This window comes from Pantoea sp. FN0307 (assembly GCF_050113815.1).
Lineage (GTDB): Bacteria > Pseudomonadota > Gammaproteobacteria > Enterobacterales > Enterobacteriaceae > Mixta > Mixta alhagi.
Genome location: NZ_JBNJSO010000002.1, coordinates 86,412 through 101,389, shown reverse-complemented (window position 1 = coordinate 101,389; position 14,978 = coordinate 86,412). Strand labels below are relative to the sequence as shown.

15 protein-coding genes are annotated in these 14,978 nt (G+C 53.3%); 4 read left to right on the top strand and 11 right to left on the bottom strand.

Features of this window, described 5'->3' with window-relative positions; genetic code table 11:
• Positions 1–28: 28 nt before the first annotated feature.
• The 6 genes from ACQE3Z_RS07965 to ACQE3Z_RS07940 all read right to left on the bottom strand — a co-directional run bounded on the left by ACQE3Z_RS07965 (position 29) and on the right by ACQE3Z_RS07940 (position 3,746).
• The gene (locus tag ACQE3Z_RS07965) at positions 29–376 is read right to left on the bottom strand and encodes a LysR family transcriptional regulator (RefSeq protein WP_426973182.1); all 348 of its coding nucleotides are present in this window, start codon (positions 374–376) and stop codon (positions 29–31) included.
• Positions 377–483: 107 nt separating this feature from the next.
• Entirely contained in the window at positions 484–1,383 is a 900-nt protein-coding gene (locus tag ACQE3Z_RS07960; RefSeq protein WP_426973180.1) for a manganese catalase family protein, read from the bottom strand.
• 72 nt (positions 1,384–1,455) lie between these two features.
• A complete protein-coding gene (locus ACQE3Z_RS07955; protein ID WP_352412391.1) occupies positions 1,456–1,962 on the bottom strand; it encodes a ferritin-like domain-containing protein in 507 nt (168 codons plus the stop codon).
• Positions 1,963–2,284: 322 nt separating this feature from the next.
• On the bottom strand, positions 2,285–2,467 hold the full coding sequence (locus tag ACQE3Z_RS07950; RefSeq protein ID WP_085069752.1) for a general stress protein: 183 nt from the start codon (positions 2,465–2,467) through the stop codon (positions 2,285–2,287).
• A gap of 328 nt (positions 2,468–2,795) precedes the next feature.
• On the bottom strand, positions 2,796–3,152 hold the full coding sequence (locus tag ACQE3Z_RS07945) for a helix-turn-helix domain-containing protein (RefSeq protein ID WP_426973179.1): 357 nt from the start codon (positions 3,150–3,152) through the stop codon (positions 2,796–2,798).
• 12 nt (positions 3,153–3,164) lie between these two features.
• A complete protein-coding gene (locus ACQE3Z_RS07940) occupies positions 3,165–3,746 on the bottom strand; it encodes a TetR family transcriptional regulator (RefSeq protein ID WP_426973178.1) in 582 nt (193 codons plus the stop codon).
• Between the two features lie 445 nt (positions 3,747–4,191).
• On the opposite strand from ACQE3Z_RS07940, the gene ACQE3Z_RS07935 reads away from it, so the two are divergent.
• Entirely contained in the window at positions 4,192–5,061 is an 870-nt protein-coding gene (locus ACQE3Z_RS07935) for a nucleoside-specific channel-forming protein Tsx (protein WP_426973177.1), read from the top strand.
• 89 nt (positions 5,062–5,150) lie between these two features.
• Here ACQE3Z_RS07935 and ACQE3Z_RS07930 read toward each other — a convergent pair whose 3' ends face one another.
• Complete coding sequence (locus tag ACQE3Z_RS07930; protein ID WP_085069746.1) at positions 5,151–5,789, bottom strand: RpiB/LacA/LacB family sugar-phosphate isomerase; 639 nt, start codon at positions 5,787–5,789, stop codon at positions 5,151–5,153.
• 326 nt (positions 5,790–6,115) lie between these two features.
• Between ACQE3Z_RS07930 and ACQE3Z_RS07925 the strand changes: the two genes are divergently transcribed.
• Both ACQE3Z_RS07925 and ACQE3Z_RS07920 read left to right on the top strand, forming a co-directional pair.
• Positions 6,116–7,300: an oligogalacturonate lyase family protein gene (locus tag ACQE3Z_RS07925; RefSeq protein WP_426973176.1), complete on the top strand. Its 1,185-nt coding sequence runs from the start codon at positions 6,116–6,118 to the stop codon at positions 7,298–7,300.
• Positions 7,301–7,304: 4 nt separating this feature from the next.
• The gene (locus tag ACQE3Z_RS07920) at positions 7,305–7,628 is read left to right on the top strand and encodes a cupin domain-containing protein (RefSeq protein WP_250651024.1); all 324 of its coding nucleotides are present in this window, start codon (positions 7,305–7,307) and stop codon (positions 7,626–7,628) included.
• Positions 7,629–7,698: 70 nt separating this feature from the next.
• On the opposite strand, the gene ACQE3Z_RS07915 is transcribed toward ACQE3Z_RS07920, so the two are convergent.
• Genes ACQE3Z_RS07915 through ACQE3Z_RS07905 form a run of 3 tightly spaced genes read right to left on the bottom strand, consistent with a single transcriptional unit; the run spans position 7,699 to position 11,560 of the window.
• Positions 7,699–9,024 carry a c-type cytochrome gene (locus ACQE3Z_RS07915; RefSeq protein ID WP_426973174.1) on the bottom strand — a complete coding sequence of 442 codons (1,326 nt, stop codon included), beginning with the start codon at positions 9,022–9,024 and terminating at the stop codon, positions 7,699–7,701.
• An 11-nt stretch (positions 9,025–9,035) separates the two neighbouring features.
• Positions 9,036–10,817, bottom strand: coding sequence for a GMC family oxidoreductase (locus tag ACQE3Z_RS07910; RefSeq protein ID WP_085069742.1), 1,782 nt, complete (start codon positions 10,815–10,817; stop codon positions 9,036–9,038).
• A gap of 2 nt (positions 10,818–10,819) precedes the next feature.
• Positions 10,820–11,560 carry a gluconate 2-dehydrogenase subunit 3 family protein gene (locus tag ACQE3Z_RS07905; protein ID WP_426973172.1) on the bottom strand — a complete coding sequence of 247 codons (741 nt, stop codon included), beginning with the start codon at positions 11,558–11,560 and terminating at the stop codon, positions 10,820–10,822.
• Positions 11,561–11,871: 311 nt separating this feature from the next.
• On the opposite strand from ACQE3Z_RS07905, the gene sbmA reads away from it, so the two are divergent.
• Complete coding sequence (gene sbmA, locus ACQE3Z_RS07900; protein ID WP_426973171.1) at positions 11,872–13,098, top strand: peptide antibiotic transporter SbmA; 1,227 nt, start codon at positions 11,872–11,874, stop codon at positions 13,096–13,098.
• 172 nt (positions 13,099–13,270) lie between these two features.
• Here the strand turns inward: sbmA and ACQE3Z_RS07895 are convergent, their stop codons facing one another.
• Positions 13,271–14,908, bottom strand: coding sequence for a dihydroxyacetone kinase subunit DhaK (locus ACQE3Z_RS07895; RefSeq protein WP_426973170.1), 1,638 nt, complete (start codon positions 14,906–14,908; stop codon positions 13,271–13,273).
• Positions 14,909–14,978 lie beyond the last annotated feature (70 nt).

Here is a 14,978-nt window from a genome sequence, read left to right as displayed (position 1 = left end):
TGCGGATCGCCAGAAAAGCCATAGCAACCTATAGCGCGCCGCGCACGATACAGCGTCGACCAAAATTAACTGGCGCAATAATGCTGAGATTACCGGCGGGCTGTTGATGATAATCGCGAATAAACGCATCGGCCTCCTGCACTTCCTGCAGGGCGCGGGCGCAAAATTGATACCAGGCGCGCCCCACTTCGGTGACCACCATGCGTCGGGTTGTCCGCTCCAGTAGCTTAACGCCCAGCCGGATTTCCAGTTGCGCAATCTCTTTGCTGATAAAAGATTTTGACAGGCCAAGGCTATTCGCCGCCTCGGTGAAACTCTGGGTTTCCACTACACGGGCAAAAACCATCATTGCGGTAATATTTTCAAGCGGTTGCATAAGGTTCCCCGTCAGCATGTGACGGACAGCCTGACAAAAAGAAGGGGAAAATACCAGTGGGAAAAGACAAGTAAAACTGAGCCGCCCGCAGGCGGCTCAGGAGAAGCTTACTGTTTCGGCGTAAGGTTTTGCGCGTCGTCAGTTAACTGCTGCGAGCCCAGTTCAGCCCCGGTGGTAGGATCAATATCCGGGTTAGAACGGGTGCGCAACGCCATGCTTTCAAGCATGGCTTTTTCCTGCTCCGACAGCATCACTGATGCCAGACCGTCGCCGCCGTCAACCGCCGGCTGAGGATTCGCGACGTAATCAAAGTTCTCATCCGAGTTCCAGCTACCGCGTACATCACCGCCTTCAGACATATTGAAGTAAGTGTTGGCATACTTCTCAATCGGCGGCAGTTTGCCTGGCGGGAAGTTGTTACGAATCGAATAGAGCGCTTTCTCAAAAGAGATCTGGTGCGCGACTTCGCGCGTCATCAGGAAGCCCAGCGCATCTTTTACGCCTGGATCATCCGTCAGGTTAATCAGTCGTTCGTAGATGATTTTTGCACGCGCTTCTGCGGCGATATTGGAGCGCAGATCGGCGGTGACTTCGCCGATGGTATCAATATAGGCTGCGGTCCAGGGTACGCCAGCAGAGTTTGTCAGCGGCGGCCCACCACCGTACAACAATGCGGTGGTATGACTATCGTTACCGTTGCCGGTTAATGAACGATAAAGCTCAGCTTCCTGTTCGGTTCCTTCAGCCAGCGCGCCTTTTGCGCCTTTGTTCAGCATCCCTACCAGAGAACCGATAATCTCAAGATGGCTCAGCTCTTCCGTTGCGATATCCAGCAGCATATCTTTACGTCCGGCATCGTCATCGCCCAGACCCTGGGTAAAATAACGGCAGGCGGCGGCAAGTTCACCCTGCGGACCACCAAACTGCTCAAGCAGCAGATTTGCCAACCCTGGGTTAGGTTCAGCCACACGTACCGTGTACTGCAATTGTTTGACATGTCTAAACATTGCTCACTCCTCTATAGAGGTTGCCAACGCTGGCAACCTCAATGCAGTGAAATGCCATTGCTGGCTTTGATATTATTTTTTTGCTTCGGTATCTGGCTGTGCAGAACGCACCATGAACTGCTCGGTAACATCAGGCAGATGGTTCAGTGCCCAGTCAGCCATTGCTTTTTCCTGCTCGCGGATTTGCTCAAATACGCGTGCACCCTCGCTATCGCCAGCCAGTTCAGCGGCGGCAATCAGAGAGGTGTAGCAGGCAATTTCAAACTGTTCGAAGACGTAGCCGCTGATTGCGCCTTTCACGACTTCATCGGAAGCAAACATACCGCCCATCGCCTGACCCATCGCCGCCACTTTCCCCATCATGTCTTTCATGGTAGAGCTGGAGGTATCCTGGCGATCGATAACCTGTTGCAGCATTTGCTGCTGCTGACGTGTTTCTTCGATATGTTGCTGAAGACGTGCTTTAAGATCGGGATAATGCTCCAGGCGCGAAGACATTTTTTCCAGCATTTCTTCTGCTTGTTTTTCCATTGCATGCGCGTCACGCAGCCAGCTGAGATAGTTTTCCTGATAAGTCATACTTTCACCTCGTGATAAGTGAGTCAGAAAATAAGCCCAACGTAATCAACAAACGCAACGTCAGAATTATCTCTTTCATATTGTTCACCGATAAAAGTTCGGCGAACCTTAAAATCCATACTTAAAAAGCGTAGGCAGCGAAACAGCAATTAACAACCCTAACGCAAAAAAAATTGCGTTATGTTTTTGTTAATGCGCTATAAAGCAGAAACGGGTGATATTCAGATTAGTGCTATAAATAGAGATCCGGAAATGAGAAACCCCCGACAGTTATACAAAACGTGTCGGGGGTTGAAAACGATGGGATCAGCCAGCTAATCGGTTAACTGCCAGAGGGACGTCCACCGCCGTGGCTGTTTTGGCCGCCTTTTTTACCAGCTTCGGAAGCTTTTTCACGGTCATTTTTGAAATTACCCCCGCTATGCTGACCGCCTTTTTTACCGGCTTCTGATGCTTTCTCACGATCTTCTGCGAAATTACCAGGATTGCCACGATGTTCAGTCATAGTATTCCTCCTCGTTATTTCATAAATAATATTCTTATCCACTACCTGGGTAATGGAAAAGAATATTCGCGACTACGGGTATAAATTTAGCTAACGCGTTGAGGAACGCAAATGATAAACGCAGCGGTAATAAATGATTGAAAAGAAAAAGAACGGCCCTGTAAATCTTCAGATTTGAAAGATTTAATTACAATCGGATGCAAATATTAAATAAACGCAGGGTTATTAACAGGCGAAGCGGTAATAAGCATTAACTCTGCTGTGATTTTATGGGAGATAAATAAACGATAAGGTAATTACCGTGCAGGCCAGTCTTTACTGACCTGAGTTATTCACGGCACTTTTGACGGAATTCGCCAGGCGTCATGCCATAGTGACGAACAAAGGTTTTGTGGAAAGTATCATGGGAAGAAAAACCATGCTGTACCGCAACATATTCAATGGTGACATTCGCCTCTAACAGCATGCGAGCTGAGGCAACCAAACGCTTTTCGCGGCAGAACGCTGCCAGGGTTTTCCCGGTTACCGCATGAAAGTAACGCTGAAGATACCATTTTGAATAACCCGTTTTTTCAGCGCAGTCATCTACGGTAATGCGTCGATGTGGATTGCTTTCAATCCAGCGCATCAGTTCACGAATAACGCCATAGGTGAACATCTTTTCACTTGCCGCGCTTACGCTCATGTTTCTCTCCCTTTACCGTGCGGACGCATCTGGCTGCAACTCCAGCCGAATAAGGTGAAGCAAATTGCAGCGCAGCACCTCTTCATCACCATCAATGACGCCGTGCATGGCCAGTAAATCCTGCCCCAGAACCAGCGCGATCAAACGCCAGGCGGTAGCAGACGCCATATCATGGCAACGCAAATGGTTATTTTCGATGACACTACTGAGCATGCTGTGCCACTGATTCAGCGCATAGACAAAGATTTCGTGCAGTGCGCGATCCTGATGCGCCAGCACCGACACTTCACGCCAGATTTCTATATCGCGCGTTTTTTTATCACAGGTACCCAGCAGCGCGAGTACGGCGTCGATACCGCTTGATGCTTCGCTGGCTGCTTTATGTTCCGCCGATTTCTCATGCACAATAGCCAGGAATGCCTGACACTTTAGCTGACTTAACGAAGCGAAATGACGGTTGATATGCCCTACAGCTGCCCCGCTCTCTTGCGCAACTTTGCGTGCAGTAACCGCAGCGTATCCTTCGCTTTTCATCACTTTTATAGCGACATTCAGTAACAATTCTGCCCGCACGTCCGCTTTTAAGTATCCCATTCCTTTGTCCCGTAATGTTTAGCTGGCGGGCAGTGTGCCTCTTTTTGAACGCATGTTCAATAATTTTCCTGAACATGCGTTCAAAACAATATGACATATCCTTACATATCCCTTACAGCAACAACATTACAGCTAATCGTTTGCGTAACATACGAAAGCGATTGCTTGCTATTGAAAAGGCGGTGTATGACGAAATTTTTAAACATACAACGTTTGTTCGTGATCTTCATCACAAAACAACTGAATCAAAATGAAACAAACTTTGACAAACGTGAGCAATATCTATTTTCTATCCGCAGGATACAGGCAACCTATGCGGGCTGCCGCGACGTACCCGTACGTCTTCCCCGGAGTGGCATATAACAACACCTTTCCGTCCAGAAATGGGCACTGATTCGCGGCCTTCTCTGACTCAGCAGAGAGGCCATTAAGCATGTGGTAACCAATGAAAAATAAAATGTTGATGGCAGGCGCGCTGTTGGCAGCGTCATACAGCGTCACTTCTCAGGCGCAAACCAGCGATGCGACCTATGTCTCTGACTGGTGGCATCAGAGCGTTAACGTGGTGGGCAGCAACCACACCCGCTTCGGGCCGCATCTGAATAACGACGTCTATCTGGAATATGAAGCCTTTGCCCATAAAGACTGGTTTGATTTTTATGGCTACCTGGATATTCCTAATTTCTTCGGCGCGGCAAACAGCTATCAGCAAGGCATTTGGGACAAAGGTTCGCCGCTATTCCTGGAAATTGAACCACGCTTTTCTATTGATAAGCTGACCGGCACCGACCTGAGCTTCGGTCCTTTCAAAGAGTGGTATTTCGCCAATAACTACGTTTACGACATGGGCCGGGACAGCAACAACCGTCAGAATACCTGGTATATGGGTCTGGGAACGGATATCGATACCCATACCAAACTGGGCCTGTCGCTTAACGTCTACGCCAAATATCAGTGGGAAAACTATGGTGCGGCGAATGAAAACAGCTGGGATGGTTACCGCTTCAAGGTGAAATACTTCCTGCCGATCACCACGCTGTGGGGCGGCAACCTGAGCTATATCGGCTTTACCAACTTCGACTGGGGCTCCGATCTGGCTGATAAAACGCCGGGTGCTACTCGCGCCAGTAACTCTATCGCCTCCAGCCATATCCTCGCGCTGGGCTACGATCACTGGCACTACTCGGTGGTGGCGCGTTACTTCCATAACGGCGGTCAGTGGGCGGATGGTGCCCATCCGAACTTCGGCGACGGTCCGTTTGAAGTGAAATCAACCGGCTGGGGTTACTATCTGGTTGTGGGTTATAACTTCTAATAGCAAACAGGGCCAGGAGTTAACCCCCGGCCCCGCCGCCTGAAGACAAAAAAGCCAGCCATCTTTACGGAGGCTGGCTTTTTGTTTACTTAGCCCAGCATTTCACGGACAAAGTTTTCAATCTCTTTATCCTGGCAGTTCTCAAAGAAACACTGCTGGAAACGCTGACCGCTGACCGCTGTTTTCACCAGTTCGGGATCGATCGCGCGCAGTGTATCAAGGTAGTTATCTTTCACCACTGCCGCTTTGACCTGATTAAGGATACCGGCGTTGCGCACCTGTGGCTCTTTACGCTCCGGCGGATAGCCCTGGCCTTTTTCGCCGCTAAAGGCTTTTTCAAAGATAAAGCGCAGGTTCAGCTCCGCACCCCAGCCGAAACCTTTGGCGAAAGGCAGCGCCAGCGCGTTACCGTTATTAATCTGGGCAAACAGATAGGCATCCGCCGGATCGATACAGTAACCACAGGCGACGCCCGGATGAATATTTAGCGACATCAGGGCACCCTGGCCAGTGCCACAGCCAGCAATAACAAAATCCACGGCTTTTGAATTCAGCAGAATGCTGGCCATAATACCCAGGTGAATATAGGTCAGATGATGATCCTGCTCATCGCTCATGCCCACGTTAAATACCGGATAATCCAGACCGTTAGCGACCTGCTGCAGTTCTTTTAGTACCACGGCGTTTTTTGCCGCCTGGCTGTTCTCCATCATCAGAGCAATTTTCATCGTTTATCCTCTTATTACCTGGCTGGTTATCTGCCGGTGGTATGCATTCATAATTATGAAACACCGTTTCATAATTTAATATTAGCTGTTCCTTATAAAGATCGCTTTAACTTTTTGCTGTGACGGTTTTCACATTTCTGGGTTCAGGCCCCTTTTTCACTTACTTTTTGCGCACCCGCGCGCATTTAGCTGCCGCCCGAAAAATTGTGTGATCTTTCTTACATTTTCTTCAGGCTACGCTCGGCAACCGCCACGAACCGGGTATGCTCTCCACAATGTGAAACAGCGTTTCATTTTCTATTAACCCCTGGCGGGAGGAAAAAGCTATGGCAAAGGGGAGTCGGTTACATCTGCCCTTCTATCGTTTTCAGGATGAGAAGACCGGTGCGGAAATGGTGCGCTTAACGCCGCCAGAGGTGTTATGCCACCGCAACTATTTCTACCAGAAGTGCTTTTTCAACGACGGCAGCAAGCTGCTGTTTGCCGGTGAGTTTGATGGTCATCGCAACTACTATCTGCTTGATTTAAAGCAGCAGCAGGCCACCCAGCTCACGGAAGGTGCTGGCGATAATACCTTTGGTGGCTTTCTCTCGCCCGACGATCGCTATCTTTTCTACGTTAAAAACGAGCGCCAGCTACGCCGTGTGGATCTGGACACGTATGAAGAGGTCACCATTTACACCGTGCCACAGGCGTGGGTAGGCTATGGCACCTGGGTTGCCAACAGCGAATGTACCAGTCTGGTCGGCATTGAAATCGATCGCGAAGACTGGGAACCGCTCAGCGACTGGCAGGTATTTAAAACCTTTTTTGAAAAAAATCCGCACTGCCGCCTGCTGCGCGTTGATTTACGCACCGGTGAAGCGGAAACCATTCTGGAGCAGCGTCTGTGGCTGGGCCATCCTATCTATCGTCCTTACGACGATCATACCGTCGCCTTTTGCCATGAAGGCCCGCACGATCGGGTTGATGCCCGTATGTGGCTGATTGACGAGGATGGCGACAATATGCGCAAGGTAAAAGATCATGCGCCTGGCGAAAGCTGTACCCATGAGTTTTGGGTGCCCGATGGATCGGCGCTGATCTATGTCTCCTATCATAAAGATCGTCCCGATCGCGAGATCTGCCGCTACGATCCGGTAACGCAGCATAATGAAGTTTTAATGACCATGCCCGCCTGCTCGCATTTGATGAGTAATCACAATGGCACGCTGCTGGTAGGAGACGGTTCAGGTACACCAGTGGATGTGCAGGATACCAAAGGCTACACCATTGAAAACGATCCGATGCTGTGGCTGTTTGATGTGGAAACGCGCCGCCATCGTGCGCTGGCGGCCCATAACAGTTCGTGGCGCGTGCTGGACGGCGATCGTCAGGTGACCCACCCGCATCCATCGTTCACCCCGGACAATCGCCAGGTGCTGTTCACCTCCGATTATGAAGGGCAGCCCGCGCTTTACCTGGCTGCCATCCGCGACGATTTTTTCGATCAACCCGCAGATAATGGATAACGGTATGTTTATTTTCAGAGAGCAGACTCAGGTTGAAGATCTGGGCAATGGCGTGACGCGGCGCATCCTGGCGCATGGCGGCGGCATGATGGCGGTGGAAGTGACATTTGAAAAAGATGCGGTTGGCCCGCTGCATCATCACCCGCACGAGCAGCTCACCTACGTGCTGTCAGGCCGCTTCGCGTTTACCATTGATGGCGAAACCCATGAGGTCAGCGCTGGCGATACGCTCTATAAAAAGCCGGATGTGGTGCATGGCTGCGTCTGCCTGGAGCCAGGCGTGCTGCTGGATACCTTTACGCCACAGCGGGAAGATTTCCTTTCGTAATCACGTGCCGCAAAAAATAACGGCGGCGGATCCGGTTAAAGATGCGCCGCCGTGCGATTACGGCTTAGGCTTAATGCGCAGCCTGTGGCAGTTTTTCAATATCAATATTGCCCTGCTGCCTGGAAACAAATGACGTTTTCCGTACGTCGGCCACATCCTGTGCGGTGACCGGCTTCGCGGCCTGGTTGCCCCAGCTGGTGCGAATAAAGTTCACCACGTCGGCCACCTGCCGATCGTTCAGACGCCAGCCAAAGCCTGGCATCACTACCGTACTTGGTGCGCCCTGTACGCCCGGCAAGGTGCTGCCGGTCAGGACGATGTGGATCAGCGAGGTCGGATCGTCTGCCAGCACCACCGGATTGCCGCGCAGCGCCGGGAAGAAACGCTTATAGCCCTGGCCATCGGTACGGTGACAGGCGGCACAGCTATCAACATATTCCGCCGCGCCTGCTTTGCTGTCGTCGCCTTTCCACAGCGCCTGTGCCACCGCGTCATCTGACTGGAAGCCGGTTTGCGAAGGATCTTTCGCGCCTAACGATTTCAGATAGCGCGCTATCGCCTTGATATCCTCATCGCTCAGATACTGCAGACTATGCTCTACCACTTCCGTCATGCCACCGAAAGCCGCCGTATCGTCATTGCGACCGGTGCGCAGAAATTGCACCAGATCGTCCTCGCTCCAGCGCCCCAGGCCGTCACGGTTATCGCCACGCAGGTTGCTGGCGGTCCAGCCATCAATCGGCGCGTTGCTGCCGGCAAGGTAATCGCTGCCTTTCTCATCGCTCAGCGCTTTCTCCTGCATGGTAATGCTGCGCGGCGTGTGGCAGGCGCCGCAATGTCCCAGCCCTTCCACCAGATAACGTCCGCGCGCCAGTTCCCGATCTTCGCCCGATTTCGGCTGAAACGCCTTCACGTCCGGCGCGAAAAGCGTACGCCACACAGAGAGCGGCCAGCGCATCGACAGCGGCCAGGGAATATCGCTCTCTTTATTCTGCTGCGCCACCGGTGCCACGCCATGCATAAAGTAAGCGTACAGCGCCTGCATATCCTCATCGCTTACCACCGCGTAAGAGGGATAAGGCATGGCCGGGTAGAGCGTATCGCCGTTTTTCGCGATGCCGTGACGTACCGCTTTCTGGAAATCGTCATAGCTGTAGCTGCCGATACCGCTTTCCTTATCGGGCGTGATATTGGTGGAATAAATGGTGCCGATCGGCGTTTCCATCGGCAGGCCGCCCGCAAAGGGTTTGCCATCTTTGCTGGTGTGACAGGCGACACAGTCACCCGCGCGCGCCAGATACTCACCACGCTTGATCAAATCGCCGCCCTGGTTATCAACCGACATTGCGCCAGTAGCGGACGTCATCAGGCACAGCGCCAGTAATACCTTTTTCATCGCTATCATCCTTATGCCTGCACCAGCGGTCCGGGGTTTTTCAGATACTGTTCACGAATTGCCCTGGCCGACCAGTAAGTCAGCGCGGCGACCATGCCGGTTGGGTTATAGCCCAGTCCCTGCGGGAAAGCGGACGCACCCGGCACAAAAACGTTCGGCACATCCCAGCTTTGCAGATAGCGGTTCACCGCGCTGGTTTGCGGATCTTCGCCCATGATGGCGCCGCCATTCATATGCGTGGTCTGATAAACCGTGGTATCGAAATGGGTGCCCTGCACTTTTGGCGCGCCGATGATCTCTTTTGGATTCATCGCCTCGGCAATTTTGCGCATTTTGCCGTGCATAAACTGCGACATCTTGATGTCGTTGTCCTGCCAGTCAAAGGTCATGCGCAGCAGCGGCTGACCAAAGGCATCCTTATAGTTCGGATCCAGATCGAGATAGTTGGTGCGGTAAGACTGGTGCGCGCCGTGCGCATCCATAGAAACATGGTGCGTATAGTGATCGGCCACTGCCGCTTTCCACTTGCTGCCCCAGCCAGGCGTGCCCTGCGGCACCGGCAAGCCGGAAATCGGCTTCACGCCCGCCTGGTTAACCCAGAAAGGCGATCCGCCCACAAAGCCATATTTACCGTGATCAAAATTATCGGCGTTGAAATCGTCCACGCCCACGCCCGCACCGCCTGCGCCGATAAAGTTATTGGTATGTACATCCTTGCCAAAGAACGCCTTGATGGTAGAGATGTTCTGATAGGCAAAGTTACGTCCCACCACGCCTTCGTTGGTGATTGGGTTGTAAGGCTTACCGATGCCGGAAAGCAGCATCAGATGCACGTTATGGAACTGGAAGGCGGAAAGGATCACCAGATCCGCCGGCTGCTCAACCTCGCGGCCCTGCGCATCCACATAGGTTACGCCGGTGGCACGTTTTTTATCGTCAGTCAGATTAACGCGCAGCACATGCGAGTTATCACGCAGCTCAAACTTCGGCTCCTGGCGCAGCGCTGGCCAGATGTTGACGTTGGGCGAAGCCTTGGAATACATGTAGCAGGCGTAGCCGCTACAGTAGCCGCAGAAGTTACACGGGCCCATCTGCGCGCCATAGGGATTGGTGTAAGGCGCAGAGGTATTTGCCGAAGGCAGATCGTAAGGATGGTAGCCCACAGACTCAGCCGCTTTGGCAAACAGCTGCGCGGAATAAGTGCGTTTCTGCGGCGGCAGCGGGAAATCGTCCGAGCGATCGGGGGCAAACGGGTTGCCACGGCCCTGTCCGACCACTTTGCCTTTGATACTCCAGGCCGAGCCGGAGGTACCGAACACTTTTTCCGCCTTGTCGAAGAAGGGTTCCAGTTCGTCGTAACTTACGCCGAAATCCTGAATCGTCATCCCTTCCGGAATAAAGTTTTTGCCGTAACGCTCCTCATAGTGGCTGCGCATCCGCAGCTCCATGGGATCGACACGGAAATGGACGCCCGACCAGTGCAGGCCAGCGCCGCCGGTGCCGGTGCCGGGTAAAAACGCCGCCAGCTGACGGTAGGGCTGTGCGGTCTGGGAAGGATTGTGACGAATGGTCACGGTGCTTTTCGACAGATCCTGGAACAGCTTTTTGCGAACGTTATAGGTGAGTTCATCAATTACCTGCGGATAAGCGCCGTCCGGGTAAGTATCGCGGTGCGGACCGCGTTCCAGCGCCACGACCTGCAATCCTGCTTCCGTGAGTTCTTTCGCCATAATCGATCCGGCCCAGCCGAAGCCGACAATCACCGCGTCTACTTTTTTCATCTGGTTTGCCATGCTTATGCTCTTTCTCCACGAATCGATACCGCCGGGAAGGGATAACGCTCGCCGCGCTCCACCCAGTCCATAAAGTCAGCGCGTGCGCCCGGGAAGCCGATCAGCTTCCAGCCCACCATGTGCTGATTGCCGCCGTGCAGCGGATCGCAGAAAAAGCCTTCGCGGGTATTTTGCAGAAGATAAGCAAAGAAAACTTTTGCTGGCAGCTGTTTAAAGCTGGCCTTGTTGCTTTCAAACTCGCTCAGCAGCGCGTCCTGCTGCGCTGGCGTCAGTGCAGCAAAGGCTTTGCCATGTTGCTGTTTCGCCCAGGCGTCCGCTTCTGCAATACCAAGGCGATAGATCTGTTGCGGTACCAGCGGCAGCTGATAGCCCAGCTCTTTCGGCGCATCAGGATCGAATGGTCCCTGCATATACCAGTTATTGCCGGTGGCGTATGGCGTGTTCATCTGCCGATCAATGAATTCCGGAACGCCAGCTTCCAGCGCGCCGGGGCCACGTTCGTCAGCCGGAATTAACCGGGCGACCGCCGCCTTAATAAAGGCAAACTCCTCGGCAGAAAACCAGACGGGCTGATAATCACGAGCGGTTTGCGGCCCGGCCGGCGACGCGCTATCGGTGGCCTGCGCGCTGTGGCTGAGTCCAAATGATGCGATCCCGGTGGTGCCCATCGCCACGGCAGGTGCCAGGGTGATGGTTTTCAGGAGAAAATCCCGCCTTGAAGTGCTTGTTTTGTTTTGCGACATGACATTGCCTTAGCGCTCGTTGCTAACGGCGCAACTGTTGATCCTGATCGTTATTGTAATTATCAGTAACTGAAGGGTTTTTCCGGCAGTAAATATTTTGTTACCGGTAACAAAGGCGCGCATTGTAACAGTTATTTTGTAAAATCTTTAGCTTCAAAAAACAAAACACCACAATTTTTTTAACATTAAGCTGACATCTCTCTTGCGCCGCCGCGCTCAGCAAAAGCTCTCTGTAACGGCTGGTCACAACCCTCCACAGACGATTAACATCGCACAGGCTATAACAGAGCCATCCTGACTATGGAGTGCTTATGTTTAGCTGTTTTTTCCCCCGACCTGTGCTGTTTTTCAGCACCGCGACGCTGTTCAGTCTGATAGCGATCGTGTTCTGGTTTACCGAGGCCAGTCAGCTGGTATTTCATCTGGCGACGTTCACTGCTTATGCCAGTCAGCCGCTGCCGGATAACGCCTGGCGCTTTGTTCAGCCCGGCGAGCTGTGGTTTTATCTCTATTTTGCCCTGACAGCAGCGCTGTTTGCCGCAGGCTGGTTTATTTTTAGCCCTCATCCATGGCAGCGCTGGTCAGTGCTGGGTTCAGCGCTGATTCTGTTTATGACCTGGTTTGATGTGCAGGTTGGCGTGGCGATTAACGCCTGGTACGGCCCGTTTTACGATTTAATTCAACGCGCTCTGAGCAAGGCGGGCTCGGTATCGCTCGCGGCTTTTTATCAGCAAATTGGCGCTTTCCTTAGCATTGCACTGATAGCGGTGGTCATCGGCGTGCTTAACGCTTTTTTTATCAGCCACTGGGTATTTCGCTGGCGCACGGCGATGAACAACCGCTATATGGCGCACTGGTCGCAGCTGCGTCACGTTGAGGGGGCCGCACAGCGTGTACAGGATGACACCATGCGCTTTTCCGGCACGCTGGAATCCTGGGGCGTGGGCCTGATTCAGGCCATTATGACGCTGGTAGCATTTTTACCGGTGCTGGTCACTCTGTCGACGCATGTCAAAAGCGTTCCGCTGCTGGGTGCAATGCCCTACGGACTGGTGGTAGCGGCGTTGATGTGGTCGCTGTTTGGCACCGCACTGCTGGCGCTGGTAGGAATCAAGCTGCCGGGTCTGGAATTTCGTAATCAACGGGTGGAAGCCGCCTGGCGTAAAGAGCTGGTTTATGGCGAGGACGATCCTCAACGTGCCGCCCCACCCACGGTAAAACAGCTGTTTAGCCGGGTGCGCTATAACTATTTTCGCCTGTGGTTTCATTATCTTTATTTCAACGTTATCCGCATTCTTTACCTGCAGGTTGATAATGTTTTTGGCGTGTTTATTCTGTTTCCGGCGATTATTGCTGGCACCCTGACGTTGGGTTTGCTGCAGCAAATCACCAATGTTTTCGATCAGGTGCGCGCCTCTTTTCAGTATCTGATCGCCTCCTGGTCAACGCTGGTCTCCCTGATGTCCATTTACAAACGGTTGCGTAGCTTTGAGCGCATTATCGCAGGCGAAACCATAGCGGCAAAACTCACGGAGTGATTGCGTGCTCAGCGCTATCGCTGACTGTACGAAAACGGCAAGCTCAGCGCCGAAATGGCAGAAATCACCGGGGTCATGGAAAATATCAATCTGGCGCTACGGGTTACGCCGCAGCGCCAGTATGTTACTCAACTGGCGGCACGCCTGGCTGAGCGCAGCGAACCACGCAGCATTAATTAAGCGCAGCGAACACGCGCTCAACGGCGTATGCGCCTGGGTCTTTAACGCCGTTCAAACTCTCCTGGTTCAGATAGGAAGAGCGCCCGGCTTTCGCCGCGCTCATGCTGGCCGTTGATTCTGCGCCCTGACGCGCGGCAGTGGCGGCCTCGCTCAGCCCTTTGCCTTCCACCAGCGCCTGTAACGCCGGTTCCAGCGCATCAATTAACGTGCGATCGCCAATGCGGGCACCACCGTAGTGTTTCATACGCTCCAGTCCGGCCATCAGCGCCTGCGGCAAAGGTTGGCCCTCTTCCAGCTGCTGTCCGGCAGCAGTGAACATAATCGACATCAGCACGCCGCTGGAACCGCCCATCACCACCGCCAGCTGTTCACCCACCAGCGTCAGCAAACGTGCAGGTTCATTAAAAGGTAACGCCTGTTGCTGGCTGGCCTGCAGGATTTTACGTGCGCCTGCCGCGAAGGTAGAACCGGTGTCGCCATCGCCTACTTTGGCATCCAGCTTATTCAGCTCGCTTTCGAGATCCACCAGCGTTTGACACACGTTGTCCACCACGCGCTGTACGGCGGCGTTTGCAGAGGGCTGTGCCTGCGGCGGACGTTTAATCTCTTCGCCCTTTACTGTTGACGGCGTAGCTAGCTGTTGCAGCGGCTGCCAGCCGCTGGCTTCTACCGGTGCCTGCAGCGCGCGCAGCCGTTCCTGATCCAGCAACAGCGTGGTCAGGGAAAAACCCTTCATATCCAGCGAGCTGACCAGCGTCGCCGGACCAACCAGGTGACTCAGCCGGTTTGCCAGCGGTGACCGTAGCGCTTCCCGCGCCAGTACGCCTGACTCCAGCATTGAGAAACCGCCGAGGTTGTTGATCAGCAGCAGCGCCTGTTTCTCGTTCGGCACCTTTTCTGCCAGTTTTTCCATCATGATCTGCACTATTTCACGACTGTTCTGCGTTTTTAGCGTTGTTACACCCGGTTCGCCATGAATACCCATGCCCAGTTCGCTTTCCCCTTCCGCTACGCGGTTGTCCTGCGGCTCGCCGGGAATATGGCAGGTGGCAAACGCCAGCCCTATGCTGGCGGTATCCGCGATAGCCTGTTGAGCGCGCTGTGTGACCTCTTCCAGCGAAGCGCCCTGTTCAGCGTAGTAACCGGCCAGCTTATGAATCAATACGGTTCCGGCCAGGCCGCGCGGCTGTGGATTGTCCGGCAGCGCAATGTCGTCTTTAACGATCGCCAGCTCAACTTTGTAACCCAGCGCCCGCGCTTTTTCTGCCGCCAGACCAAAATTCAGGCGGTCACCGGTATAGTTTTTTACGATCAGCAAGCAGCCCGCTTCGCCGGTAACATTAATAATCGCGCTAAGCACTGCATCGACGCTGGGCGAGGCGAAAACATCGCCGCATACGGCGGCGGTCAGCATGCCTTTTCCCACAAAGCCTACGTGCGCAGGTTCATGACCGGAGCCACCGCCGGAAATCAGCGCCACCTTGCGCTTATCCCAGTCGTTGCGCACCACTACACGAATACCTTCTCCGGCAGCCAGTCGGCTCAGGTTATGGAAAGGCGTGGTGATTAACGCACCTTCGATCGCTTCGTTCACCAGTTCGCTTTTTTCGTTCATGAAAAACTGACTCATGGTTTCCTCTCTGTGTTGTTTCGCCCAGACGCAGCGGCGCAAAGCTTAACTGTAGTTGAAGCTGTCAGAG